Annotated in this window: 25 protein-coding genes; 11 read left to right on the plus strand and 14 right to left on the minus strand. The window is 63.7% G+C overall.

What is annotated here, in order from left to right; all coding sequences use genetic code 11:
- Positions 1 to 277: 277 nt before the first annotated feature.
- The 3 genes from ACEN42_RS11000 to ACEN42_RS11010 form a co-directional block, all read right to left on the minus strand.
- On the minus strand, positions 278 to 514 hold the full coding sequence (locus ACEN42_RS11000; protein WP_035506230.1) for a hypothetical protein: 237 nt from the start codon (positions 512 to 514) through the stop codon (positions 278 to 280).
- Positions 515 to 594: 80 nt separating this feature from the next.
- Positions 595 to 912, minus strand: a complete 318-nt coding sequence (locus ACEN42_RS11005) for a YqjD family protein (RefSeq protein ID WP_238210135.1) — start codon at positions 910 to 912, stop codon at positions 595 to 597.
- Positions 913 to 963: 51 nt separating this feature from the next.
- Entirely contained in the window at positions 964 to 1,275 is a 312-nt protein-coding gene (locus tag ACEN42_RS11010; protein WP_374191180.1) for a hypothetical protein, read from the minus strand.
- Positions 1,276 to 1,906: 631 nt separating this feature from the next.
- Here ACEN42_RS11010 and ACEN42_RS11015 point away from each other — a divergent pair.
- From ACEN42_RS11015 to ACEN42_RS11025, 3 genes are all read left to right on the plus strand, one after another.
- The gene (locus ACEN42_RS11015; protein ID WP_371879938.1) at positions 1,907 to 2,974 is read left to right on the plus strand and encodes a sigma-54 interaction domain-containing protein; all 1,068 of its coding nucleotides are present in this window, start codon (positions 1,907 to 1,909) and stop codon (positions 2,972 to 2,974) included.
- A gap of 287 nt (positions 2,975 to 3,261) precedes the next feature.
- The gene (locus tag ACEN42_RS11020; protein ID WP_035506224.1) at positions 3,262 to 3,816 is read left to right on the plus strand and encodes a hypothetical protein; all 555 of its coding nucleotides are present in this window, start codon (positions 3,262 to 3,264) and stop codon (positions 3,814 to 3,816) included.
- Positions 3,813 to 4,337, plus strand: a complete 525-nt coding sequence (locus ACEN42_RS11025) for a hypothetical protein (protein ID WP_238288141.1) — start codon at positions 3,813 to 3,815, stop codon at positions 4,335 to 4,337. The genes ACEN42_RS11020 and ACEN42_RS11025 overlap by 4 nt, the downstream gene beginning before the upstream one ends.
- A 62-nt stretch (positions 4,338 to 4,399) precedes the next feature.
- Here ACEN42_RS11025 and ACEN42_RS11030 read toward each other — a convergent pair whose 3' ends face one another.
- From ACEN42_RS11030 to ACEN42_RS11050, 5 genes are all read right to left on the minus strand, one after another.
- The gene (locus tag ACEN42_RS11030; protein WP_187607178.1) at positions 4,400 to 4,801 is read right to left on the minus strand and encodes a type II toxin-antitoxin system HicB family antitoxin; all 402 of its coding nucleotides are present in this window, start codon (positions 4,799 to 4,801) and stop codon (positions 4,400 to 4,402) included.
- A 12-nt stretch (positions 4,802 to 4,813) separates the two neighbouring features.
- Positions 4,814 to 5,014, minus strand: a complete 201-nt coding sequence (locus ACEN42_RS11035; RefSeq protein ID WP_035506216.1) for a type II toxin-antitoxin system HicA family toxin — start codon at positions 5,012 to 5,014, stop codon at positions 4,814 to 4,816.
- 173 nt (positions 5,015 to 5,187) lie between these two features.
- On the minus strand, positions 5,188 to 6,537 hold the full coding sequence (locus tag ACEN42_RS11040) for an AAA-associated domain-containing protein (protein WP_035506214.1): 1,350 nt from the start codon (positions 6,535 to 6,537) through the stop codon (positions 5,188 to 5,190).
- Between the two features lie 12 nt (positions 6,538 to 6,549).
- Positions 6,550 to 8,313 carry an ABC transporter permease gene (locus tag ACEN42_RS11045; RefSeq protein WP_371879939.1) on the minus strand — a complete coding sequence of 588 codons (1,764 nt, stop codon included), beginning with the start codon at positions 8,311 to 8,313 and terminating at the stop codon, positions 6,550 to 6,552.
- Positions 8,314 to 8,767: 454 nt separating this feature from the next.
- Positions 8,768 to 9,052: a hypothetical protein gene (locus ACEN42_RS11050; RefSeq protein ID WP_187607181.1), complete on the minus strand. Its 285-nt coding sequence runs from the start codon at positions 9,050 to 9,052 to the stop codon at positions 8,768 to 8,770.
- Between ACEN42_RS11050 and ACEN42_RS11055 the strand changes: the two genes are divergently transcribed.
- Together ACEN42_RS11055 and ACEN42_RS11060 are read left to right on the plus strand one after the other, a co-directional pair.
- Positions 9,045 to 10,730, plus strand: a complete 1,686-nt coding sequence (locus ACEN42_RS11055) for a diguanylate cyclase (protein ID WP_371879940.1) — start codon at positions 9,045 to 9,047, stop codon at positions 10,728 to 10,730. The two genes, ACEN42_RS11050 and ACEN42_RS11055, sit on opposite strands and share 8 nt — an antisense overlap.
- 106 nt (positions 10,731 to 10,836) lie before the next feature.
- Positions 10,837 to 11,100 carry a hypothetical protein gene (locus tag ACEN42_RS11060; protein WP_050328642.1) on the plus strand — a complete coding sequence of 88 codons (264 nt, stop codon included), beginning with the start codon at positions 10,837 to 10,839 and terminating at the stop codon, positions 11,098 to 11,100.
- 31 nt (positions 11,101 to 11,131) lie between these two features.
- On the opposite strand, the gene ACEN42_RS11065 is transcribed toward ACEN42_RS11060, so the two are convergent.
- Entirely contained in the window at positions 11,132 to 12,472 is a 1,341-nt protein-coding gene (locus ACEN42_RS11065) for an ATP-binding protein (protein ID WP_371879941.1), read from the minus strand.
- Positions 12,456 to 13,178 (minus strand): response regulator, encoded by a 723-nt coding sequence (locus ACEN42_RS11070; protein ID WP_187607184.1) that lies wholly within the window; start codon positions 13,176 to 13,178, stop codon positions 12,456 to 12,458. Before ACEN42_RS11070 ends, ACEN42_RS11065 begins: the two co-directional genes overlap by 17 nt.
- A 245-nt stretch (positions 13,179 to 13,423) precedes the next feature.
- Here ACEN42_RS11070 and ACEN42_RS11075 point away from each other — a divergent pair, with 245 nt between their 5' ends.
- Complete coding sequence (locus tag ACEN42_RS11075; RefSeq protein ID WP_371879942.1) at positions 13,424 to 14,008, plus strand: periplasmic heavy metal sensor; 585 nt, start codon at positions 13,424 to 13,426, stop codon at positions 14,006 to 14,008.
- A 72-nt stretch (positions 14,009 to 14,080) separates the two neighbouring features.
- Here the strand turns inward: ACEN42_RS11075 and ACEN42_RS11080 are convergent, their stop codons facing one another.
- Complete coding sequence (locus ACEN42_RS11080; protein ID WP_238210124.1) at positions 14,081 to 14,779, minus strand: pirin family protein; 699 nt, start codon at positions 14,777 to 14,779, stop codon at positions 14,081 to 14,083.
- 455 nt (positions 14,780 to 15,234) lie between these two features.
- On the opposite strand from ACEN42_RS11080, the gene ACEN42_RS11085 reads away from it, so the two are divergent.
- From ACEN42_RS11085 to ACEN42_RS11105, 5 genes are all read left to right on the plus strand, one after another.
- Positions 15,235 to 15,921 (plus strand): ABC transporter permease, encoded by a 687-nt coding sequence (locus ACEN42_RS11085; protein WP_187607187.1) that lies wholly within the window; start codon positions 15,235 to 15,237, stop codon positions 15,919 to 15,921.
- A 27-nt stretch (positions 15,922 to 15,948) separates the two neighbouring features.
- Positions 15,949 to 16,662 carry an ABC transporter permease gene (locus ACEN42_RS11090; RefSeq protein WP_187607188.1) on the plus strand — a complete coding sequence of 238 codons (714 nt, stop codon included), beginning with the start codon at positions 15,949 to 15,951 and terminating at the stop codon, positions 16,660 to 16,662.
- A gap of 27 nt (positions 16,663 to 16,689) precedes the next feature.
- Positions 16,690 to 17,469 (plus strand): ABC transporter ATP-binding protein, encoded by a 780-nt coding sequence (locus tag ACEN42_RS11095; protein WP_371879943.1) that lies wholly within the window; start codon positions 16,690 to 16,692, stop codon positions 17,467 to 17,469.
- 556 nt (positions 17,470 to 18,025) lie between these two features.
- Entirely contained in the window at positions 18,026 to 19,174 is a 1,149-nt protein-coding gene (locus ACEN42_RS11100) for a porin (protein WP_187607379.1), read from the plus strand.
- 411 nt (positions 19,175 to 19,585) lie between these two features.
- On the plus strand, positions 19,586 to 20,713 hold the full coding sequence (locus tag ACEN42_RS11105) for a porin (protein WP_371881112.1): 1,128 nt from the start codon (positions 19,586 to 19,588) through the stop codon (positions 20,711 to 20,713).
- A 95-nt stretch (positions 20,714 to 20,808) separates the two neighbouring features.
- On the opposite strand, the gene ACEN42_RS11110 is transcribed toward ACEN42_RS11105, so the two are convergent.
- The 3 genes from ACEN42_RS11110 to zwf all read right to left on the minus strand — a co-directional run bounded on the left by ACEN42_RS11110 (position 20,809) and on the right by zwf (position 25,000).
- Complete coding sequence (locus ACEN42_RS11110; RefSeq protein ID WP_371879944.1) at positions 20,809 to 22,719, minus strand: bifunctional transcriptional regulator/glucokinase; 1,911 nt, start codon at positions 22,717 to 22,719, stop codon at positions 20,809 to 20,811.
- Entirely contained in the window at positions 22,700 to 23,410 is a 711-nt protein-coding gene (gene pgl, locus ACEN42_RS11115; protein ID WP_187607190.1) for a 6-phosphogluconolactonase, read from the minus strand. Before pgl ends, ACEN42_RS11110 begins: the two co-directional genes overlap by 20 nt.
- Before the next feature lie 129 nt (positions 23,411 to 23,539).
- Positions 23,540 to 25,000 carry a glucose-6-phosphate dehydrogenase gene (gene zwf / locus ACEN42_RS11120; protein ID WP_238210117.1) on the minus strand — a complete coding sequence of 487 codons (1,461 nt, stop codon included), beginning with the start codon at positions 24,998 to 25,000 and terminating at the stop codon, positions 23,540 to 23,542.
- Between the last annotated feature and the right edge of the window lie 584 nt (positions 25,001 to 25,584).

A 25,584-nucleotide genomic window follows, 5' to 3' on the forward strand; every position in this document is an offset into this window, starting at 1 on the left:
TCTTCTCCGTGCGGCATGGACGCCGACGGGCCGGTGCGATTCGCGATGTCCGCCAATTAAAGGTAATCGACGCGACGCAAAATGCGCAAAAAATAGAATAATTTCCGATGATCCGTACGCTTGGTTCAAACCCAGCGTAAGTTTTTCCATTTAGACAACTTATGGCCGGAGTTTCACCGATTATAAGCGTTTATCACGCTAAAAAACGCACGCTGATTCAGCGCGCGTTTCTTTGGTCGCATCATTAAAAAGCGGTAGCGGGATGAAGCAGCCGGGCTCAACTCCGCGGAAAATGCCACGCATCCGGAGTGCCGCCGACGACGCCATGGCCATTTACGGCCTTCGCGCTTGCGCCGGTCGACGGGCTCAGCACTTTGCCGCCCTCGTCTTCCCAGCGGTTCAGGTCACGCGCCGCGCGCCGTCCCGCGAGATCCTGCGACTGCACCCACTTCCACGCGAGAACGCTGCCAACTGCGAACAACGCGCCGAAAATTCCGATCGAGGGCCGTGCCATTGTGTTCTCTCCCATCATCAATAAAATTCGCCGCCGCGATTAACGACGGCGCTGCGCATTCATGTTGAATGTGCGGCGAATCAGCGGGAAACCAGAAGCCCCACCAGAAAGCCGACGCCCGCCGCAATGCCGAGCGACTGCCACGGATTGTCCTTCACGTATTTCTCGGTGCAATCGACGCCCGCGCGATAACGGCTTTGCGCATTCGCCTGCGCATCTTCCAGCGCGCTGCGCGCCGAATCGACGTGATCACGCAGACGCGTGCGCAGCGCTTCGACGCCCTCGCCGGGCAGCGTCGCCGATAAACGCAGCAATTCCTCCGAATCGTTCAGAAGCACTTTGATGTCTTCGATGATCTTTTGCTTGCCCAACGCAAGCTGGACAGTCGTTTGACTCATAAGATGTAGTCCTCGCCTAATTGGGTTTGTCTGAGCGCGCCGACGCAACAATCAGCGCGTTTCGGCGACAGGAAGGCGGGGCACGGCAAGGCGCCCGCCTGCTTCGAGACGTGCGCGCAGGCTGCGCACGACGCCGCTTGCCATCAGCGCGCCGCCCATCGCGCCGAACACGAGGCTCGTCACGTTCGCGGCGCGCGCGAGCGCGGGGGTGCCCGCCGCATAGCCTAGCACCGCGCACATCAGCGCGGTCACAAGCGCGACGGCGGCCCAGTGATAGATGTCGATCGGCTCGCCCGTCACGAGTTCCTGGCGATCACCGCCCGAACCGTACGCGCGTCGCGTGCGAAGCGGCCGTGTGGGCATGGTGCGCTCGTGTGCGGCCCCGTCGAAAATAAAGAAGTCTTCCATGATGCTTTTGCCTCTCTCGCCCATTCTCGTGTGTGCGCCTCAGGGCGATGCTCGTCGGCGACTTTCGAACAAGTATCACGATGACCGAGCTCATGCAGCTTTCGTGCCAGTGACGCTGAACCGGAGTTTGGCGCTCGCCCGCCACGTCCCGCCGCCGATGATCGGGTAACAATTACGCTGTGCCTTTGTAAATTCTCGGTGCGTAAAGGAGAACCTTTCCGGAAGTGCGCCGCACTCACCGCGCCGTTCAGACAAAATGCGCCCCCGGCCGGCCAGCGCATTGCCGCAATGTCGTTGCGAATGGTTAAATAGCGTTTATGAGATAGGCTCGTCTGTAAACAATCGGCGCTGCGAAATATCCGATGCAGACGTTCCTGGACCGACGCACTATGAGGAAGAGCGGCTCACGGCTAGCGTGAGCACGACGGGCAACGCGCACGGGCGCGTCATATGCCGATGCGCGCGGTCACCCACGGTTGCGCCGCTCGCGCGCGCCGAACCGCGCCCCGCCGGCTGCACGACCGGGGGCGCCCGCGCAGGCCGCCGCCCGCCCACGACATACGCAGAACTGGAACGATCAGGACACATGGCGTCAACCGATCTGGATCCGCCGCCCACCGCGGTCGGAGATACACCCGCGCAAAGAAAGCGCAACACGGGAGAAGTGCCGGGCCTGAAGTCCTATGGACTGCTCTACGGCTCGTCGCCCGTGATGCTGGAGCTGTATGCGCAAATCGAGCGCGTCGCCGCCACCGATGCGACGGCGCTCATCATCGGCGAGTCGGGCACCGGCAAGGAGCTCGTCGCCCGGACGATCCACGACCACAGCGCGCGCAAGGACGCGCCGTTCATCGCGGTGAACTGCGGCGCGATTCCCGACAACCTCATCGAAGCCGAACTCTTCGGTCACGAGAAAGGCAGCTTCACGGGCGCGGTGCAGGGGCGTATCGGCTATTTCGAGCACGCGAACGGCGGCACGCTCTTTCTCGATGAAGTCACGGAGATGTCGCCGGTGCGGCAGGTGAAGCTGCTGCGCGCGCTGGAAACGGGCACGTTCTTTCGCGTCGGCGGCAACGATCTCATCAGCTCGGATGTGCGCGTGATCGCGGCGACCAATCGCGATCCCGTCACGGCCGTGAAGGAAAACGGCTTGCGCGAGGATCTGATGTATCGGCTTGCGGTGTTCCCGTTGCGCGCGCCGCCGCTGCGCGAGCGCGATTCGGACCGCGAACTGCTCGCACAGCATTTCCTCTCGGAGATGAACGCGCAGGAAGGCACGAGCAAGGTCTTCAGCAAACGCGCGCTCGACGTGCTGCGCACGTACTCATGGCCGGGGAACGTGCGCGAACTGAAGAACACGGTCTATCGCGCGTTCATCCTCGCGGAGAAGACGGTGGAGATCGCGCATCCGCATCTCGCGTCGCGCGTGAAGAAGCCCGTCACGCAGGGCGACGCGATGAACGTCTGGGTCGGCACGCCGCTCGCCGATGCGCAGAAGCAGATCATCCTCGGCACGCTCAAGCATTGCGGCGGCGACAAGCGGCGCGCGGCAAAGGCGCTCGGCGTGAGCCTCAAGACCCTGTATAACCGCCTCGGCGCATACGAAAACGAGGATACCGAAGGCGGCGACGGGGCGTCGGGCAGCGAGAACTGAATCGCCTGCCGGCTTTCATCGACATGACTTGAGAAGCGAGCGCGCATGGCCGCGCTCGCTTTTTTTGTCCGCGACGAAACGCGGATCGAGGCACATTTCGTGCGCTTGCAATTTCTTGCAATTTTCCCGAACCGGTAATTAGAAGCATGCTTCAAAATGCGCGAAGCCCGCGCACCGTGCCGACTTTGCGTTGCCGGGCGGCGACTTGAGGGCGATACCTCAAGAAGATTCGAGCCCTCGAACCCCGATTGGCAAGCGTCGGGATACGGTAGACGAAGGAAAGCAACATGCAGATCAGGGTCCATCGGCGCAGCCCGCGCGCCGCCGCGCTCGCCGCGGTCATTTCAGGCGTCATCGCTTGCATGAGCCTCAGTGGATGTAACTCGCTCTATAGCGAAGGCGCGACAGCAGGCGCCGGTATCGCGGGCGCGGCGGTGGCGAACAGCGTCACCAGCAACGCCGCGGTGGCGACAGGCATCGGTCTGGGCGCGGTCGCCGCGGCCCGCGCGGGCGTGCAGTACACGCAGCGCGTCGCTCATACCAACACGCAGGATCAGATCGCATCGGCCGCCGGTCCGCTCGCGGTCGGTGCGGTTGCGCCGTGGAAGGCGGTGCATTCGGTGCCGATCGAAGAAGACGAGAAAGGCCGCGTGACGGTGAGCCGCACGATCAGCAGCGGCGTGCTCGAGTGCAAGGAGATCGTGTTCTCCGTCGATCGCGACGCAACCAAAGACCGCGCGGCCGACAGCGCGTTCTACGTCGCGTCGGTATGCCGTGACGGCGACAAGTGGAAGTGGGCCTCGGCCGAGCCCGCTACGCCGCGCTGGGGTTCGCTGCAATGACGCTGTCGCTCGACGTAACTCTGGCGCTGCGTCTCGGCATCGTCGCGGCGGGCGCGGCCGTGTGCGTGTCGATGAGCGGCTGCGCGTCGATTGGCGCCGCGGCTGGCGCGACGGCCGGCATCGCGACGGGCGCGTTCACGACGAATCCGGCCATCGGGCTCGGCGTCGGCATCGCCGTGCAGGCCGCCACGGACGAAGCCGTCAAGCGCGTCACCAAATCGCTGCATCAGGATCAGCAGGTCATGATCGCGGTGACGGCGGGCATCTCTCAGGTCGGCGAAACCAGGCCGTGGAAGGTCAAGCACACCTTGCCGGTCGAGAACGGTCACGGTGAAGTGCGCGTGCTGCGCGAGTTCGGCAGCGCGCTCGCGACGTGCAAGGAATTCGCGTTCTCGGTCGTCGATGGCGACGATGCGAAAGCGCCCGCCGAGTGGTTCGTCGCAACGGCTTGCCAGCAGCCGAGCGGATGGAAATGGGCGTCGGCGGAGCCCGCGGTCGAGCGGTGGGGGAATTTGCAGTAGTTTCCCGGCTGGTCTTCCGAAGAGCGCGGTTTCCTCACGGACACCGCGCTTTTTTCATGACTTCAGCCGTTGGCGATCGCTTCCAGCGCAACGCGCGCGAGGAACCCGCTGCGGGTCTCGTGGCGCGCTTCGACATAGCTGTCGATCTTGTGCAGCACGAATCGCGGCAGGCTGATGTTGATGCGCTCCGGGCGGGAATCGAGCTTGGAGAGGTCCACTTCGACGAAGGCCCAGATGGCCGTGGCGAAATCCGGATCGACGATCAACTCCTCGATGCTTCGCGACGTGATCGAGACTTCCGCGCCGTCCTCGATGATCGTCTCGATGTGGAAAAAAATGGCTTCCTTCGCATTTTTGATCGCTTCGTGGATCGTATCTCCGGCTGAAAAAACGCCCGGCACGTTGGGCACGGTCACTCCGTAGCTGCTTTCAGGATCTTTATGAATGGCGAGGGCAAATTCCATTGTCCGGCTCCGTTACGACGAATACAGACGGTTGAGCAATCCGGCGCCTTTGAGAACCGATCTGGCCGTTCCGATCGCTACGTCTTTCTTTGGATGAACCACGGTTACGCGACCGATTTTGGTTCCGTGTCTGAAGTGGTGATGACTGCCTCGAGTCCGCACAAGCTCCCAGCCGTCATCCATCAGCATTCGAATCAAGCGCGATGAATCCATCTCGTCTCCGAATGCTGCGTGTGTAGCTTTACACACGCAGCAGTGATCTTCAAGACGAAAACGTTACGATTCAACGCGCTGCACGAACGTTCAGCCGAACGGCCAACGCCAATGAAAAAGCGCGGTGCCGTCACCGGCAACCGCGCTTTCGATTCAATCCAACCCGAAGCCGCTTAAGCCTCCACATCCTCCAGACTCAGCATCTCCGTCTGGTCGTTATACGAGAAAATCTCCCCGTACCGTCCCCAGTCGATGACCGCATCGAGCGTCTCCTGCGCGGCCTTGTCGGAGAGAAAGTCCTCCAGTTCCTGCTCGAAGCGCACGCGCGGCGCGCGATGTCCCGGCCGCTCGTTCAGCACCTTCTTGATCCGCGCGGCCAGCGGCACGTGACGCAGCAGATGCTCCGCGAACATCATCTTGCGCTCCTGCGTGCCGAACTCGGCGAACACACGCGCTTGCGGCGTGAGGAAAATATCGCCTTCGCGCACATCGGCGAAACCGAGGTGCTGCAGCACTTCCGCGATCGGAAAGAGATCATCGACTTCGAGATGCAGCGTGCGCGCGATTTCGGGCATGTCCGCGCGGCCATGATACGGTTCGGCCGCGAGCGTTTCGATGAGGCCCGCCATCAGGTTGGTCGAGACCGACGGCAGCCAGCTTCCCAACTCGAGCCCCTTCTTCTTCGCTTCGTCCATCTGGCGCGCGGTCATTTTCGCGTAGATATCGTCGACGAGACGCCTGAACGCCGGATCCAGACGATTGCGCGGATGCTTGAACGGCACCTTGATCTCGGCCATCACGCGACCGGGATTCGACGACAGCACCAGAATCCGGTCGCACATGAACACCGCTTCCTCGATGTTGTGCGTGACGATCAGCACCGACTTGATCGGCATGCGCCCTTGCGTCCAGAGATCGAGCAGATCGGTGCGCAGGTTTTCGGCGGTCAGCACGTCGAGCGCGGAGAACGGCTCGTCCATGAGCAGAAGCGTCGGATCGACGACGAGCGCGCGTGCGAAGCCCACGCGCTGGCGCATGCCGCCCGACAGTTCGCGCGGATACGCGTTTTCGAAGCCGTCGAGACCGATCAGGTCGATCGCGGCCAGCGCGCGTTCACGGCGCTCGCGCGCGCCCACGCCCTGCGCTTCCAGACCGGCTTCCACGTTCTGAAGCACGGTCAGCCACGGAAACAGCGCGAACGTCTGGAACACCATCGCGACGCCCTTCGCGGGTCCGCTCAAGGGCTTGTCCAGATAGGTCACTTCGCCGGCCGTCGGCTCGATCAGCCCGGCGATGATGCGCAACAGCGTCGACTTGCCCGAGCCCGAACGCCCGAGCAGTCCGACGATCTCGCCTTCGCGCAGCGAGAGGTTCGCATCGTCGAGCACGAGCAGTTCGCCCTGCGTCTTATTGAAGCCGCGGCTGACGTTCGCCACGCGCAGGATTTCCGCGCCGAGTCGCGGCGGCGTGCCTTGCGGGCGCTGGAAGCCCTGCGCCGCCGACGTATTTTTCAGGTTCTGCATCGGAACTCGTCCTCAATCCAGCCGAAGCCTTGCTTCGGCGTAGGCGTATAGCGGGCGCCACAACAGTCGGTTGAACAGCGTGACGAACAGCGACATCACGGCGATGCCGAGAATGATTTTCGGGTAGTCGCCCGTGGCGGTCGTCTGGGCGATGTAGGCGCCGAGGCCGTGCGCGACGACCTCCGTCTTCCCCCACGACACGGCTTCCGCGACGATGCTGGCGTTCCACGCGCCACCCGAGGCGGTGATCGCGCCGGTGATGTAGTAAGGGAAGATGCCCGGCAACATGCACTTCTTCCACCACTGCCAGCCGCGGATCTGGAAGTTGCTCGCGGCCTCGCGATAGTCGTTCGGATAAGAGGACGCGCCCGCGACCACGTTGAAGAGGATATACCACTGCGTGCCGAGCACGATGAGCGGCGACAGCCAGATATCCGGGTTCAGATGAAAGCGCACGATCACCACGACGAACACCGGAAACAGCAGGTTCGCCGGGAACGCGGCGAGGAACTGCGCGAGCGGCTGGATTTTTTCCGCGAGCGCCGGGCGCAGGCCGATCAACACGCCGATAGGCACCCACACCACCGATGCGAGCGCGATCAGCACCACCACGCGCAAGAGCGTGATGAACCCGAGCACGAACACGTGGCCGACTTCGCCCCAGCTCACGCCGGTCGCGACGAACGACGCGACCTTCCACACGACGAACACCGTGATCAGCACCACGACCGTGCCCCACGCGATATCGCCCGCGCGCGTGGACGGCACCTTCGCGCGCAGCGGCAAGCCCACGTTTTCCAGCGCGCCCTGCAGGGACGGCAGCTTAATCGGCACGCGCGCCGCCTTCGCGAGAATCCAGCCCGCCGGCACGAGCAGACGGTGAATCAGGCGCGTGCGGCGGATCAGGTCGAGCAGCCACGAAGACGGCTCGTCGCCCGAGCTCGTGTTCTCCATGCGGAACTTGTCGGCCCATGCAACCAGTGGGCGGAACATCAACTGGTCGTAGGCCAGGATGACGATGGTCATCGCGAGGATCACCCAGCCGATCGCGCTCAGGTTGCGCTCGCCGATGGCCGCGGCCAGATACGCGCCGACGCCCGGCAGCACGATCGTGCGGTTGCCGACCGTGATCGCCTCGGAGGCGACGACGAAGAACCATCCGCCCGACATCGACATCATCATGTTCCAGATGAGGCCCGGCATCGAGAACGGCACTTCGAGCTTCCAGAAGCGCTGCCAGTTGGTGAGGTGAAAGCCGCGCGACACTTCATCCAGATCGCGCGGCACCGTGCGCAGCGACTGGTAGAAGCTGAACGTCATGTTCCACGCCTGGCTCGTGAAGATCGCGAAGATCGCCGCGCATTCGGCGCCGATCACGCGCCCCGGGAACATCGCGAGGAAGAACGTCACCGTAAACGAGATATAGCCCAGCACCGGCACCGACTGAAGGATGTCGAGGATCGGCACGAGCACGATCGACGCACGCCTGCTCTTCGCCGCGAGCGTGCCGTAGACCAGCGTGAAGATGAGCGAGGCGACCATCGCCAGCAGCATGCGCAAGGTCGTGCGCAACGCGTATTCGGGAAGGTTCGCGGGGTCGAGCGAGATCGCCTGGGTCTGCAATGTCGAGATCGGCGCCAGGGTCTCGTGGAATCCGACGGCGGCGAGCGCGATGATGCAGATGATCATCGGGAACGCGATGAAGTCCCAGCGGTTGGGCAGGATCCGCCAGGCCGACGCATTCGCCGTGCGATTCAGATTGAAACCAAATTCCATGCAAGGCCCTCCCCGTAAGGCTTTGTTCCGACCGCGCGTGCGCGGGATGTTGCTTGAGACGGCGAACGAACCGTCCGGCGGGCAAGAAGCCTTTGCCCGGGACGGCCTCATGCTCAACGCACGCGGCCGTCGATACGACGACACGTTCAGCACGAATGACGGCGCCGGGCAGTCGCCGCGTCAGACGTTTCCCCGCGCTGAACCGAGCGACACTACACCAACCCGTGTGACAGGCACAACCTTCATGCGGTCCGGCGCGCCATTCCTGCGATGTTTCTGTTGCTCTTCGGCACGGCATGGGCAAAATGAAGGGGCTGTCAGCGTCGAATGCGCCGCGCGCCCGCGTGCTTTCGCTTCCTTTCAGTCTGGCTGCGGCGCGCCCAGGTCGGATTGCCCGGCGAACGGCGCTTTCGCGCGACGCGCATCCGTTATGTTGGACGCACGTCGCCCGCCTTCAGAAGGCACTTGATAGGCGGCGGAAAACATCGTCCAATCTTGGCTTATCACGAACAATAATTTGAGCGCCGATGCGATGCGAGACGCCCGATCCGAGCCGGAAAACCGCCTGAGCCACACTCGCCGCCCCGTTGCGAGCGAAACCCGGAAAGCGGTTGACATGATGCGCCGTAATCCGCGCACCCGCCTTGCCCGCTTCGCGCAGACCGGACCGCTCGGGCGGCACGGCGCGTTCAGCCTGCGAACGGCGTGAACTTCCATTGCGCCCGAGATCGATGAACAAGCTCATTCTGCACCGTGTGATCGCGACGCTCGGCCTCGCGGCGCTGGCATTCGCGTGCTGGATTGCCGCCGGCTTGTTGTCGGACCGAATGGTACAACAGGAGATGACTTCGACGGTGCGCACCGAACGCCAGATGGCGGCGTCCATCGTCGACAACATGGCGCAGATCATCGCGAGCGATCTGGCGATGTCGCGCGCCATTCCCGCGACGCTCGCCCAGATGGACCTCACGCAGAGCGCGCTCGCGGAGTCGCGGAATTATGCCTCGAACCCGGCCGGGACGGAACTCGAACGCCGCAAGGACTGGACCGCGCGCCCCGCTCTCGCGAAGGTCAATCACTTCCTGCACGACGCGCAGGGCTTCTCCGGCCTCGACTCCATCTGGCTTGTCAACGAAAAGGGTTTCTGCATTGCATCGAGCAACGCGGGCGACGACGACAGCTTCATCGGCTACGACATGAGCGCTCGCGGCTATGTGGCGCGCGCGCTGCTCGGCGGCTTCGTCGAGATGTATGGCGTCGGGCGTCTGTCCGGCGAACCGGGCATCTTCATCGCGGCGCCGGCTTACGAGGACGGCATTCTGGTCGGCGCGGTGATCGCGAAGGTGAGCATCGACCGGCTGCGGCACTGGGTCTCGCGCGCCGGCACCTTCGTGACCGACGAGAACGGCGTCGTCGTGATGGCGCACGACGGCAGGCTCGAATACCAGGCGATGCCCAGTGCGCCCATCGCGCGCATGACCGAGCGCGAGCGCATCGAGCATTACCGGCGCGAGTCGTTTCCGGAGCTGCGCGTGTCGCATATCGGCGAGCAGATGCGCGCGTCCGAACACTGGCTCGCGCCCGCGCTCGCGCAAACCTTCTACGCCGCGAACGGCAGCAATGTGCCCTCGCTCTACGACGAACGCACGGGGCTCAACTCGGGCCTTTCGGCGCATATCGTCCATCCGCTCACGAGCTGGCCGGAGATCAGCCGCAATCACAGCCGCGACCGCTTCCTCGTGTTTCTGACGATGCTCGGCGTCGTGACGCTCGCGATCGTGATCGCCACATCGTACTCGCGCGAGCGGCGCCTGCACCGCGCGACGCGCGATCTCGCCGAGCAGTTGCAATCGGCCAATACGCTGCTTTCGGCCGAAGCGCGCCATGACGCGCTCACGGGCGCGCTCTCCCGGCGATATTTCCTCGACACGCTGCGGCATGAAGTCGAGCTCGCGCGCTCGGTCGGCACGCCGCTTTCGGTCGCGATCGCCGATCTGGACCACTTCAAGCAGATCAACGATCGCTTCGGCCACGCGTCGGGCGACCGCGCGCTCGAACATTTCGTCGAAGTGTGCCGCGCGCAGCTTCGTCCGAGCGACGCGATCGGCCGGCTCGGCGGCGAGGAATTCGGCATTCTGCTGCCGCAAACCTCGCTCGCCGATGCGCAAGCCGTGCTCGAACGTCTGAGAAAGCGCTTTCATCACGAGCACTGCGCGCATCTGCCGGACGACGCGGTGCTGTCGGTGTCCATCGGCATCACGGAGCTCGCGCTCGACGACGCCCTCGAATGGATTCTCTCCCGCGCGGACCTCGCGCTCTACGAGGCGAAGTCTCGTGGGCGCGACCGCAGCGAAGTGCGCCCCGCCGATCCCGGCCCGTCAGCGCGGCACACGGAAGACACGCTCGCGGGCAAATGAGCGCCGGGCCATCGCACGGTCATGCGCATGTCGCGACGCGCACGCATCCCGCAGGTATCATCGATATTCGAAATCGAATGCCGCTGGCGTGAATCGGGAGGTTTGCATGAAGGGAAATCTGGTCATCGTGTGCCGGGATCAGGACGCAGAAACGTTCGACCACCTGCTCGCCGAGTACGGCTCGTTTCAGACGCGGCTTTCGTCGACGGCGTGGTTCCTGAAGATCGATCTCGCGCCCGAAGTGATTCAGGATGAGATCCTCTCGCGCCTCGGCAAATACACGACGCACTACATCTTCGAGGCGTCGACGGTGACGTACAACACGGTGGACAGCGAAGCGGCGTCGGCGCTCGAAACCCTGTTCGACTGACGCCGCGCTGCTTCTGCCACCTGGCGCGCCGTTACGACACGCGCTCTTCGTGCTGCGGGCCGGCGCGGCGTTCTTCTACCGGCCGCGTGGCGATGTCGAACGGAAAGGTCATCGCGACCTGCAATCCGCCCTCGGCACGATTGCCGATCTCGCACTCACCGCCCACGCGACGCGCAAGCCGCTCGACGATGGCGAGTCCGAGCCCGCTATGTCCGCTGCCGCCACGCGCCGGATCGAGCCGCACGAACGGCCGGCTCGCCTTGATGAGATCGTCCGGCGCGATGCCCTTGCCGTGATCGGACACCGACAACACCCAGCCCTTGGCTTCACGCCGCGTCTCGATGACGACCGGCGGCGCGCCGTACGCATGCGCGTTGTCGAGCAAATTCGAAAGCAGCCGGTCGAGCGTGGCCGCCGGCAGCGCGAAAGCGAGCCCTGCTTCGAGTTTCAGGCGAATCGGCTGCGCGCCCGGCGACACCGCGCGATACGCCCGTGCGATTCGCTCACACTGTTCGTCGACGGGAACGGGCTCGCTGCCGTCCGGGCGGTCGTGCGCGAACACGAGAAACTGGTCGACGATATGCGCCATCGAATCGACGTCGCGCACGACGCCGTCGCGCATCTTTTCGTCGTCCATCATTTCGGCGCGCAGACGCAGACGCGCGAGCGGCGTCTTCAGATCGTGCGCAACGCCCGCGAGCATTACGGCGCGGTCGCTCTCGGTCTGCGAGACTTCGCGGACCATTTGATTGAAACCGTGCGTCAGCTGCCGCAACTCACGCGGGCCGCGCTCGGGCACCGGCGGCGTCGGCTGGCCGCGCCCGAAGCGCCCGACCGCCTGCGCGAGCGAGCGCAGCGGATATTGCAGTTGCCACGCGCCGAATAGCGCGGCAAGCACGGCAGTCGAGAAAATCAGCGCGAGCCACACGAGCATGCGGTCGCGCGAGCGCGGCGGGCGCAGCGGCTGCACCGGCACGACGACCCATCCCGTGTCCTTCACGCCATGCACCCACACGCTCGGCGGCCCGCCTGGCTCGCTCAGGCGCACATCGGTGCCTTCGGGCAGACGGTCTTTCAGGTCCTCGACGAAACGCTGCAGCGGCGGCGGCATGTTCTCGTCGGGCTGCCTGGGCACGTCGGGACTCGCGAGCGGGACCACGCGCACGCGCGGCGGCAAAGGCTGATCCGGCGTGTTGGCGATGTGCTGACGGACCGCCTCGACGAGGAAAACGGCTTCCTCCACGGCGAAGCGCGTCTGCACGTTGTCCCGCTCGAAGCGGATGATCGCGAACCACGCGACATGCGACAGCACCAGCATGCCGATGACGATGACGACCAGCCGGCCGAACAGCGTGTCAATTGCCCGGCGCATTTTGCTCGCCGTCCGGCACGAACACGTAGCCGCGCCCCCGCACCGTCTGGATGAAGCGCGGCGCCGAAGGATCGGACTCGAGGATGCGGCGCAGGCGCCACACCTGCACGTCGATGCCGCGATCGGTGCCGTCGTATTCCGGGCCGTGCAGCAGTTCGAGCAGGCGCTCGCGCGTGAGCGTGCGCATCGGGTTATTCACGAAGATCTTGAGCAGCGCGAATTCGCTGCCGGACAGCGTCAGCGGCTTGTCGTCCTGTTGCAGCGTGCGCGACTGGAAATCCAGCCGGAACCGGCCGAACGAAAACGGCTCGCGCTGCTCGGGCGCGGCGGACGGAATCGTGCGGCGGCGGCGCAGCACGGCCTGGACGCGCGCGAGCAGTTCGCGCGGATTGAACGGCTTGCCGAGGTAATCGTCCGCGCCCAGTTCGAGGCCGACGATCCGGTCCACGTCGTCCGCGCGCGCGGTCAGCATGATGACCGGGATGTCGTCGCCGGATGCGCGCAACTGCTTGAGCGCGGTCAGCCCGTCGACGCCCGGCATCATCAGATCGAGCACGATGAGATCGGGCCGCTCGCGTTCGATGCGGCGTTCGAGTCCACCGGCGTCATGCAGCACCGACACCTCGATGCCCTGCCGGACCAGATAGTCGCGCAGAAGGTCGCGCAGTTCGGCGTCGTCGTCGACGACAAGTATTTGCGTAGTCATGGGATGGAGTTTAGCGCGTGAGTCGGAGCTCGATTGATGACAGCCCTGCCATAAGGGTTACGGGGTGTTACGACGAAAGCGGGGCGTAAACCCGCGTAACAAGCCTGAACCATGCCGTAACACGCGCCCTGCCGCGAACCCCTACGCTGTGTTTCACCGACAAGCGCAAGACCTCGACACACCAACCGATACGTCGATCAAGGCCTCGTGGCTTCGGCATCGAAAACAATCAAGGGAGTATCAAGATGGCCAAGCAATATCGCATCCTCACCGCCGCCGCTGCTGCAATCGCGCTGACGTTCGGCACGGCCTACGCGGCCACCAGCGACGCGCCGACTGCGCCGCCCCCCGGCGGCCCGGCCATGATGGGCGGCCACGGCGGCCACCGCATGGAAATGCGCATGCAGAAGCAACTGGACGAACTGCACGGCCAGCTCAAGCTGAACGCGGATCAGGAAAAGCTGTGGCAGACCGCGCTCACGACGATGAAGCAGAATCATCAGGCCATGCGCGAAAGCCACAAGCAGATGCGCGATCAGTTCAAGTCGATGGAAAGCCAGCCGATCCTCGACCTGAACGCGATGCACGCGGCGCACCAGAAGATCGAGGCGCAGAACGCGCAACTGCGCGAGCAGACCACGACCGCGTGGCTGAACTTCTACAACGCGCTGAACGACCAGCAGAAGACCACCGTCAGCACGGCGCTCAAGAAGCACTTCGCGAAGATGCACGAGCACGAGCACAAGATGCATGAGCGCTGGGGCAAGCGCGGCGGCCCGGACGGCGCGCCGGGTGCGGCGGCGGGCGCATCGGCTACCGCGAAACCGTAAGCGGCGGTTGCGGCAAAACAAAAGCCGCGGAGCATGACGCTCCGCGGCTTTTTTGCATCGGCGAACCGGGACTTACGCGAGGTCGAACAACAGCACTTCGGCGTTATCGCCCTTTTCGAGCGTGACCTTCGACACATCCTCGAGCTTCGCGGCGTCGCCAGCGCCGAGCGCCTCGCCATTCAGCGTCACCGCGCCGCGCGCCACGTGCACATACACACGGCGGCCCGCAGGCACGTCGAAGTCCGCGCGTTCGTCGCCAGTGAAGAAGCCCGCGAAGATCCGCGCGTCCGCGCCGATCCTGACCGAACCGTCCACCCCTTCGGGCGATGCGATCACGCGCAGCCGGCCGCGCTTTTCATCGTCCGCGAAGCGCTTTTCCTCGTAGCCCGGCGCGCCGCCCGGCGCATCCGGAATGATCCAGATCTGCAGGAAATGCGCGGTGTCCGTCGGCGAGCCGTTGAACTCGCTATGACGCACGCCGGTGCCGGCGCTCATGCGCTGCACGTCGCCAGGACGGATCGTCGAGCCGTTGCCCATGCTGTCGCGGTGCGCGAGCGCGCCGTCGAGCACGTAGCTCACGATTTCCATATCGCGATGGCCATGCGCGCCGAAGCCCTGGCCGCCCGCGACACGGTCTTCGTTGATCACGCGCAGCGCGCCGAAGTGCGTGTGCTCCGGATCGTAGTAATCGGCAAAGGAGAAGCTGTGATAAGAGTCGAGCCAGCCGTGGTTGGCATGACCGCGTTCATTGCTGCGGCGAATCTCGAACATGATGTTTGCTCCCGCCCAAGGCGTTGTTTTGCGATGGAGAGAATGTAAGGGCGGCGGAGCTTCGAAACAACGCGCCCGCAGGCACTACATCGTTCTACCCATGCATGTAATCAGACTCGTCCGGCTTCGCCTCCGCGCCCGCGTCGGCTTCGGGTAAAATACCGCGCTTTTCGGGGCGGCGGCGGACGGTCACCGGCCGGGGCGCCGGAAATCCGGCAGCCGCGAGCCCGTCGCCGCGCAACAATTGCGCGTTGGCACGGTTCGCAATTACGGCACCCCGCAATTTTGACCACATAGAATACCGTCCGCTGGACGCAAAGCAGGAGCGCGCCGGAGAAGGACAGCCGAAACGCGCGGAAGTACGCCGCCGGCTGGGAAAAGAGATGAATACATTCGTATCGCGCGCCGCGCCCGTCGCACTCCGTGCACGTTAGGCACCTCACTAAGGAATCACCATGTTGCAAGGCTACGGTCCGCTGATCCTCGCGGGCACCTGGCAGACCGTCAAGCTGGCGGTGCTGTCGCTCGTGTTCGCCTTTGTGATCGGCCTGATCGGCGCGGCGGCGAAGCTGTCGAAAAACCGCGTGGCGTCGGGATTCGGCACCGTCTACACGACGCTCATCCGCGGCGTGCCCGATCTCGTGCTGATGCTGCTGCTGTTCTACAGCATCCAGATCTGGCTGAACCTGTTCACGGACGCGATGGGCTGGGATCAGATCGACATCGATCCGTTCCTCGCCGGCATCCTGGTCCTCGGCTTCATCTACGGCGCGTACTTCACCGAAACCTTCCGCGGCGCATTTCTCTCGGTGCCGCGCGGCCAGCTCGAAGCGGGCGCGGCTTACGGCATGACGCCGTGGCAGGCCTTCTCGCGCATCATGTTTCCGCAGATGATGCGTTTCGCGTTGCCGGGCATCGGCAATAACTGGCAGGTCATGGTCAAGGCGACGGCGCTCGTGTCGATCATCGGTCTCGCGGATGTCGTCAAGGCCTCGCAGGATGCCGGCAAGGGCACGCTGCGCTTCTTCTTCTTCACGCTACTCGCGGGCGCGGTGTACCTCGCGATCACCACGATCTCGAATCTCGTGCTGATCTGGCTGGAGCGGCGCTATTCCATCGGCGTGCGCAAGGCCGACCTCTAATCGGTCCATTCAAGGGCGGCAGGGATCATGATCCAAATCATCCAGGAATACTGGAAGAATTACCTCTTCACCGACGGCTACCGCATCACCGGTCTCGCGATCACGATGTGGCTGCTCGTCATCTCCATCGGCTTAGGCTTTTGTCTTTCTGTGCCGCTCGCGGTCGCGCGGGTGTCGAAGAACAAGCTGCTGTCGCGCTCGGTGTGGCTCTATACCTACGTCTTTCGCGGCACGCCGCTCTACGTTCAGCTGCTGCTCTGCTACACGGGTCTCTACAGCCTGCAGGTCGTGCGCGACCACATGCTGCTCGCCGAATTCTTCCGCAGCGGCATGAACTGCACGCTGCTCGCGTTCACGCTCAACACCTGCGCGTACACGACGGAGATTTTCGCGGGCGCGATCAAGGCGACGCCCTACGGCGAGATCGAAGCCGCGCGCGCCTACGGCATGTCGGGTTTCACGCTGTATCGACGGGTGATTCTGCCGTCCGCGTTGCGACGCGCGCTGCCGTATTACAGCAACGAAGTCATTCTGATGCTGCACGCGACCACCGTCGCATTCACGGCGACCGTGCCGGACATACTCAAGATCGCGCGCGACGTCAATTCGGCGACGTATCAGTCGTTCGAGGCGTTCGGCATCGCCGCCCTGCTCTACCTCTGCATTTCGTTCGCGCTCGTGTGGCTGTTCCGCCGCGCCGAGTATCGCTGGCTCGCTTACCTGCGACCGCAAGGCAAATAAGACCATCGAGTCAGCCAAGGACCCTTCATGAATTCCCAGATGCACAAGCTTTTCGTCGACGATATTCACAAGCAGTACGGCAGCAACGAAGTCCTGAAGGGCGTTTCGCTCAAGGCGAAGGCCGGCGACGTGATCAGCATCATCGGCTCGTCGGGCTCGGGCAAGAGCACGATGCTGCGCTGTATCAATTTTCTGGAGCAGCCGAACCAGGGGCGCATCTTCGTCGACGGTACCGAAGTCCGCACGATGAAGGACAAGACCGGCGCGCTGAAGGCGGCGGACCAGAAACAATTGAGGCAAGTGCGCTCGAAGTTGTCGATGGTCTTCCAGCACTTCAACCTCTGGTCGCACATGAACGTGCTGGAGAACGTGACCGAAGCGCCCATCAACGTGCTCGGGCTCTCGAAGAAGGAAGCCGAGGAGCGCGCGCGCACCTATCTGGAGAAGGTCGGGCTCGCGCCGCGCGTGGAGAAGCAGTATCCGTCGCATCTGTCGGGCGGGCAGCAGCAGCGCGTTGCGATTGCGCGCGCGCTCGCGATGCATCCCGATGTCATGCTCTTCGACGAACCGACTTCCGCGCTCGACCCCGAACTCGTGGGCGAAGTGCTCAAGGTCATGCAGACGCTCGCCGAGGAGGGCCGCACGATGATCGTCGTGACGCACGAGATGGCGTTCGCGCGCAACGTGTCGAATCATGTCGTGTTTCTGCATCAGGGGCGCATCGAGGAGCAAGGCCATCCCGACGCGGTGTTCGGCAATACGAAGAGCGAGCGCCTGAAACAGTTCCTGTCGGGCAGCCTCAAGTAAGCACCCGGCACACGCCGGCTTCCGCAACCTTCCACTCCAGAAAAGGCGCCCAAGAGGCGCTTTTTTTGCGTCCGGGCGCAGTTGTATCGACCTCTTTCGCGCTCTTCTCCGACCTAGCGCCACGACGCCCGCGCGTCAATAGGCGACAAACCTGACTCTGAAACTTACATGCCGCTAAAGCCCTGATGGCATAAGGCTTTGCGGGGTGTTTCCCATCCTGTGGGTAGTGTGTCTACCACATGGGCATTGCATTTTTGACACAGACAGTCGCATAACGTCAAATTTCTTTGGCGCTTATACCGTATTTTGTTAAATTGGTAACCAAAGTACCAAAACGAAGTACCCAAAAAGTAGTTTTACTTCAAAAGTCCAAAAGAAACTGAGGAACGACACCGATCGACGGGTCGGCGTCAGGTTCGCGCCCACGACGTGCGAATCGCCTAGCACCACAGCCCGCGCGTGTCCTTCCTCTGAAAACAATTTTCGGTTGGGTGCGCTCGCATCGAACCACACAGCAGCACTTGGGTTCTATTTCTTGACAGGGTTGGAGGAGATGATGAAGAAAGCTTTGCTCGCGTCGGCAGCACTGCTGACGTTCAGCGCGGTCGCGCACGCTCAGAGCAGCGTGACGCTGTATGGCCGCCTGGACGCGGGGCTCGAATATATGAACGGTGTGCCGACCGGTCCGGCCGGCGCGCCTGCCACCGGCTCGTCGCACCGCTTCAAGGCGGAAAGCGGCGACTGGGGCACGAGCTTGTGGGGTTTGAAGGGCGTCGAAGATCTGGGCGGCGGCTACCGCGCCGTGTTCCAGTTGGAAGGCAGCTTCAACACCATGACGGGTCAAGGCCCGGGCGGCGGCGGTCTCTTCAATCGCTGGGCGACGGTCGGTATCGCGAACAACCAGTTCGGTACCCTGTTGCTGGGTCGTGAGCTCTTCATCGCGAACGGCGTGTGGGACTTCGATCCGTTCGGCCAGTCGAACTGGTCGTCGGCATCGCTGGTGCGTGGCCGCAACTGGCCGCAATCGAGCAACAACATTTCGTACCAGTCGCCGAAGTTCGCGGGCCTCGACTTCTACGGTCAGTACTCGCTCTCCAACGCAACGAACTGGAACGGTAACGGCACGACGCCGCAAGGCCGTGAAGCGGGCGCGTATGTCACCTACACGACGCCGCTCTTCCAGATCCGCGGTATGTACGACGAAATCCGCAACCCGGCAAACGGTACGCTGGGCGGCGTGTACAACCCGATCGACGGCGGCTCGGGCGGCAACGGCGCGTACGCATATTCGCGTGAATACACGGCGATGTTCAACGTGTTCCTCGGCCAGTTCAAGGTTCAGGGCGCTTACCAGGCAATCCGCAGCTCGGGCATGACGGGTCAGTTGCCCGGCCAGCCGACCGCGCTCGATCACGAATGGGGCGGCGTGACGTGGCAAGCGACGCCGGCGGCAGCGCTGATCGCCGCGGTCTACCACGTGAACGGCAACAACGGCGCGGGCAACGCGACCATCTACACGGTCGGCGGTTCGTACAACCTGTCCAAGCGCACCCTGCTCGATCTGCAGGTCGCGACGGTGCAGAACAGCAAGACCGCGAACTATGGCCTGAACGCCAACAACTACGGTTCGGCTGCTTCGACGGACAACCCGTTCCCCGGCCACAGCCAGACGGGCGTGTACGCAGGTATCCAGCACTCGTTCTAATCGGCGAGTCTGACCAAAGAGTCTTTTTTAGAAGGTTTTCACGCTGCTGCGAGAGGCGCGTATCGGTGCGGTGCCCGAAAGGGTATCGCACCGTTTTTTATTTGGGCGCGCGGTTGGCCGGGTGCGCCATGCTTAGCATGACGAACATCGATCCGGAAGCTCTTTTGGCTCCTGCACGACATTTGTCAAATCGACAACCTTAACTACGGAACCGCGCCTCATAAAACGTAGTTCTGCTTCAAAATCTCCCAAAAAAACAAGGAATGCCCCCGATCATCGCGTCGTCGCGATGCTTCGTCGTGCGCACGTTCGCGTGTGTCTTTTCTCGATAACCATGTTCGGTTCGATGCACCCGCATCGGGCCAGACAGCAGCCATCGGTTCAATTTTTGACAGGGATTTGGAGGAGATGATGAAGAAGGTTTTGCTCGCTGCAGCGGCACTTCTGGCGTTCAGCGCAGCGGCGCACGCTCAGAGCGGCGTGACGCTATACGGCCGCCTGGACGCGGGACTGGAGTATATGAACGGCGTGCCGACAGGCGCCGGTGCGAACGGCGCGGCCACCGGCACTTCGCATCGCTTCAGGGCGGAAAGCGGCGACTGGGGCACGAGCTTGTGGGGCATGAAGGGAAGCGAGGATCTGGGCGGCGGCAACCGCGCCGTTTTCCAGCTGGAAAACGGCTTCAACGCGATGAACGGCCAGTTGCAAGGCAACCTGTTCAATCGTTGGGCGACGGTCGGTATCGCGAACAACCAGTTCGGCACCGTGTTGCTGGGCCGCGAGCTCTTCATCGCGAACGGCGTGTGGGACTTCGATCCGTTCGGCCAGTCGAACTGGTCGTCGGCGTCGCTGGTGCGTGGCCGCAACTGGCCGCAGTCGAGCAACAACGTGTCGTACCAGTCGCCGAAGTTCGCGGGCTTTGACTTCTACGGCCAGTACGCGCTCTCCAACGCGACCAACTGGAACGGTAACGGCACCACCGCGCAAGGCCGTCAGGCGGGCGCGCAGATCACGTACACGGCGCCGCTCTTCCAGGTGCGCGGTATCTACGACGAAATCCGCAATCCGGCGAACGGAACGCTCGGCGGCGACTACGCCACGAGCAACGGCGCTTACGCGTTTTCGCGCGAGTACACCGCGATGCTCAACGTGTTCCTCGGTCAGTTCAAGCTGCAAGGCGGCTATCAGGCGATCCGCACGTCGGGCATGACGGCTCAGTTGCCCGGCCAGCCGACCACGCTCGATCACGAATGGGGCGGTCTGACGTGGCAGATGACGCCGGCCGCGGCGCTGATCGGCGCGGTCTATCACGTCAACGGCAACAACGGCGCGGGCAACGCGACCATCTACACCGTCGGCGGCTCGTACAACCTGTCAAAGCGCACCCTGCTCGATCTGCAAGTCGCGACGGCGCGCAATAGCAAGACAGCGAACTACGGCCTGAACGCCAATGGTTTCGGCTCCTCGGTCGCGACGGACAACCCGCTCCCCGGCCACAGCCAGAGCGGCGTCTACGCAGGCATCCAGCATTCGTTCTGATCGATGAATCTGGGCGAGCCATCGCCGCAGGGCCGCAATTAGAAAGGCCGCCGATGTTTGCATCGGCGGCCTTCTGCGTTGACGCGCTAAAACGGCTAGTCCCGCGCCATCCCCGACGCGCCGTGGCTCAGCCAGTCGAGCACGGCGGCGGCGTCATCGTCGCGCGACTGACGCGCCTTCGCGACCGTCTCGCTGATCTTCGCGCCCGGCTTCGGCGCGGCACGGCGAATCGCCACGCCGACGGCGAGAATGTCGATGATCACGAGGTGCAGGATGCGCGAGATCATCGAAAGCTGCGACTCGCGGATTTCGATGTGATCCGTCTCCAGCGCCACCGTCGCGCGCTTGGCGAGCGGCGTGTTGCTCGACGTGATCGCGATGACCGTCGCGCCCTGTTGCATCGCCACTTCGAGCACGCGCAGCAGTTCCGGCGCCCTGCCCGACTTCGACACGGCCACGATCACGTCGCCCTTGCCGAGCAGCGCCGCCGACGCCGCCTGCATGTACAGATCGCCGTAGGCAATGGTCGGAATGCCGAAGCGGAAGAACTTGTAGTGCGCGTCCTGCGCGACGATGTTCGAATTCCCGAGCCCGTAGAACTCGATGCGCCGCGCGCCGTTGAGGATATCGATCGCGCGCTCGACGTTCTCGAAGTTCAGATGCTCGCGCAACTGAAGAATCGCGGAGACCGTGTTGTCCAGCACCTTCGCGCCGAAATCGGTGGCCGTGTCGCCGAGATGCACCTGGCTGTGGCTCACCGGAATCGTGCCGGTCAGGCCGGTCGCGAGCTTCAGCTTGAAGTCGGACAGACCCTGGCAGCCGAGCGAGCGGCAAAAGCGGATCACGGTAGGCTGACTCACGTCGGCCTTGCGCGCGATGTCGATGATCGGATCGTTGATGATCGAGCGCGGATGATTGAGCGCGAGATCGGCGACGCGCCGCTCGGCGGGCGTCAGCGCATCGCGCATCTGGCGAATCCGCTCGAACACCGCCGACGAACCGCTGTTCGCGCGGTTCGACAACTGCTCGGAGAGAATCGCAGAGACGCCGAGAAACGCCGGATATTCCGCCGTGATGATGTACGTGGGAATGCCCGACAGATATTGCTGAAAGCGCCCTTTCGCCTCGAAACGCTCGCGAAACGGCGACTTGTGGAACAGCTCGCCTAGCTTCAGCACGATGCCGCCGCCGATATAGATGCCGCCCAGCGCGCCCAGCGTCACCGCGATATTGCCCGCGAACGTGCCGAGGATCGCGCAGAAGCAATTCACGACTTCGAGCGCGAGCGCTTCGCCTTGCAGCGCGCGGTTCGTGACGTCGGCGGCGTTGAAATCGTCGGCGACCGTCACGTTGTCGCGCTCGGCGAGCGCCCGATAGATCAGCTCGAGCCCCTGCCCCGCGCACACGCGCTCGAACGACACGTGCGGAAACTTGCGGCGCGCATAGCGCGTCACGAGGTCTTCGCGCTCGTCGAAGGGCGAGAACGTGGCGTGGCCGCCTTCGCTGCCGAGCGCGATCCAGCGGTCATCTGCCGGAATCAGACCCGACACGCCCAGGCCCGTGCCCGGTCCGAGTAGACCGATCACGCTGTTCTGCCGGCGCGAACCGCCGCCCACCTGCTCGCGCTGCGTGTCGGTCAGGCCGGGCAGCGCCATCGCGAGCGCGGTGAAGTCGTTCACGACGAGCAAGGTGTCGAAGCCGAGCGCGCGGCGCGTCGCCTCGATCGAGAAGCTCCAGTCGTGATTGGTCATCTTCACGTGGTCGCCGTCGACCGGATTGGCGATCGCGATCGCCGCATGATTGACGCGTCCGACCTTCGTGTCCTTCAGATACTGCTGCATCACCTCCGCGATGCCGGGGTAATCGGCCCCCGGATACACGCGGATCTGCCCGATTTCGCCAGGCGCGGTCTCCAGCGCGAAGCGCGCGTTCGTGCCGCCGATGTCGGCGAGAAGCCGCGGTCCGTCGGCGTGCTGAGCCGCTGCCTTATGCACACCAGTAGACATCGAGCTTCACTCCTTCAGCGTGGGCCAGCGTCGAGATGGCGTTCTTTTGCGGGGCGGCGAGCGCCGCGTTCAGTACGTCGAGTTTCTTCTGGCCGGCGATGAAGAGATACAACTGTCCGATCTGCTTTAACGCCGACATCGACAGGCTCACGCGCGCGTGCGGCGCCGCGCCCGGATGCACGGCGATGAAGCGCTCGGGCGTCGAGATCGCGACATCCCATTCGGGGGCGTCGGCGAAGATCGAGGCGGTATGGCCGTCCTCGCCCATGCCGAGCACGGCGACATCCGGCAGACGGCGGCGCGGATCGGCGTTCAGTTCGGCGATGTGCGTTTCCAGCGGCTTGCCGGTATCGACGAGCGGCAGGAAGTACGCCGATGCGCCCGCGTTCTGCAGGAGCGTGTCGCGCACGAGCTGAGCGTTGCTCGCGGAATCGGTCTCGGGCACCCAGCGGTCATCGACGAGCGTCACGTCGATGTGCGCCCAGTCGAGCGGCTCGCGCGAGAGCGTCTGCAAGAACGGCTTCGGGCTCGTGCCGCCCGATACCGCGAGCGTGGCGTGAGCGGTTTGTCCCGTGGCGCCGGCCGATGCCGCGCCTCGCGCCGCGAGGGACGCCTTGAGCGCGTCGCTCACGGCTTTCGCCAGCGCATCCGAGTGGGCGCGCGGATCGTCGAAAGTGCGAAGCTCGATCATTGCTCCTCCTGCTTGTTCTGGTTTATCGATCCGCTTGCTGCCCGCGCCGTCGCAACGATGGGCGAAGCGGTCTCTTGTATTCCCCATGTTCGCCGCGCACCTCTTCGGGGCCGCGTCGGCGTCACGCCATCAGTTTTCTTCTTCGAGCCAGCACGTGCCCGCCTGAGCGAGCATCGCGCTCGACGCCGCCGGCCCCCACGTGCCCGCCGCGTAAGGCTTCGGCTTGTTGGTACCCGATGCCCACGCGTTCAGGATCGGCTCGACCCAGCGCCACGCCGCTTCCTGCTCGTCGCGCCGCACGAAAAGCGCGAGGCGGCCGTGAATCACGTCCAGCAGCAGGCGCTGATATGCCTCCATCTGTCCTTCCTTGAAGAACTGATCGAACGCGAGATCCAGATGCACGCTCGCGAGATTCATGCCTTCGCCGGGCTGCTTCGCGAGGCAATACAGCCGGATGGACTCATTGGGCTGCAACCGGATCACGAGACGGTTCGAGCCCGCGCGCAATGCGTTCGCGCCGAGCGCCGAATGCGGCACCGCGCGGAAGTTCACGACGATCTCCGCGACACGGTCCGCAAGCCGCTTGCCCGTGCGCAGGAAGAACGGCACGCCCGCCCAGCGCCAGTTCTCGATCTCCACTTTCAGCGCGACGAAGGTTTCCGTCGTGCTGTCGGGACGCACGCCCGGTTCAGTCGCGTACGCCGGCACCGCCGTGCCGCGGACGACACCCGCATGATATTGCCCGCGCACCGCGACGCGGCTGATGTCGCGCTCGTCGATGGGCTTGAGCGCCCGCAGCACGCGCAATTTCTCGTCGCGCACGGAGTCGGAATCCATCGAGTGCGGCGGCTCCATCGTCACGATGGAGAGCAGTTGCAGCAAATGGTTCTGCACCATGTCGCGCAGCGCGCCCGTATTGTCGTAGAAGTCGCCGCGCGCTTCCACGCCCAGCTCTTCCGCGATCGTGATCTGGATGCTCTCGACCCATTCGCGGCGCCACAGCGGCTCGAACAGCGCGTTGCCGAAGCGCAGCGCGAGCAGGTTCTGCACCGGCTCCTTGCCGAGATAGTGATCGATCCGGTAGATCTGCTCTTCCTGGAAGATTTCGCCGACGGCGTCGTTGATCGCGTTCGACGATTTCAGATCGTAGCCGAGCGGCTTTTCGAGCACGATGCGCGAGTTCTGGTTCAGCCCGACAGCGGCGAGCGCGCGGCAGATCGGCACGAAAAGCTTCGGGCCGGTCGCGAGATAGAAGACGCGCGTGCCGTCGAACTGTGCGAGCACGTCGCGCAGCAGCACGAAATCTTCCGCGCGTCCGAGGTCGAGCCCGACGTACTCGAAGCGATCGACGAAGCTGCGCCACACGGCGTCGTCGAGACCGTCCTTCGATACGTGCGGCTTCACGTGACTCTCGACCCACGCGCGATATTCGGCTTGCTCCATGGCTTCGCGCGCGACCGAAACGATCCTGCCCGCCGGATTGAGCATGCCCGCGCGATGCGCCTCGAAGAGCGCGGGAAGAATCTTGCGCATGGAGAGATCGCCGGTGCCGCCGAAGAGTACGAAGGTGAAATTCGAGTCGCTTTGCATGAGTCTGAACGAGGGTTCCAGAACTGGATGTGAGTCGAATCGGGGCGTGCCGCCCAATGAGACCACGAATGACGCCGTAGTCCGATAAAATTTTTTTTGACACTGAATTGTAGTTTAACTACAATCCAAATCAAGAGGAAATGTCATCGACGGAAAATAAGACATGTCAATCAGTCAAATCTGGTGACGGCTTTTTTCCGGTCAGACGTTCTGTGCGCATGTTAACGGAGCCCGCGGCTCGCCGCTTTTCACAGAGAAGCGTCCCTTGCGGCTCCCGTGCGCCCGGCCTCGCGCCTCGCCGTCGAGCGCGCCCTTCGGGGCAAGTTCAAACGGCCCGGCAAAAATCAAAAGAGGAGACAGCCGTTGCGATTGAACCCACTCATCTCTTGAGAGCCGTGCGGCCGTAAATCGGTCTGCCGGCCCGGCACGCTGCGTTCGTGGTGACCCGCGCTGCCGCTTCCCCGCCGACATCGCCGATTTCCGGCCATCCAGTTTTGCCGTTTTTTTGACAACGCTTCTTACCCATGCTTCTGGCGGCATCGGGAGCCAATCGTTTCTTGTTCTGGTGTCTGGAGGAGATAAAC

This window comes from Caballeronia sp. S22, assembly GCF_964261745.1.
Lineage (GTDB): Bacteria > Pseudomonadota > Gammaproteobacteria > Burkholderiales > Burkholderiaceae > Caballeronia > Caballeronia jiangsuensis.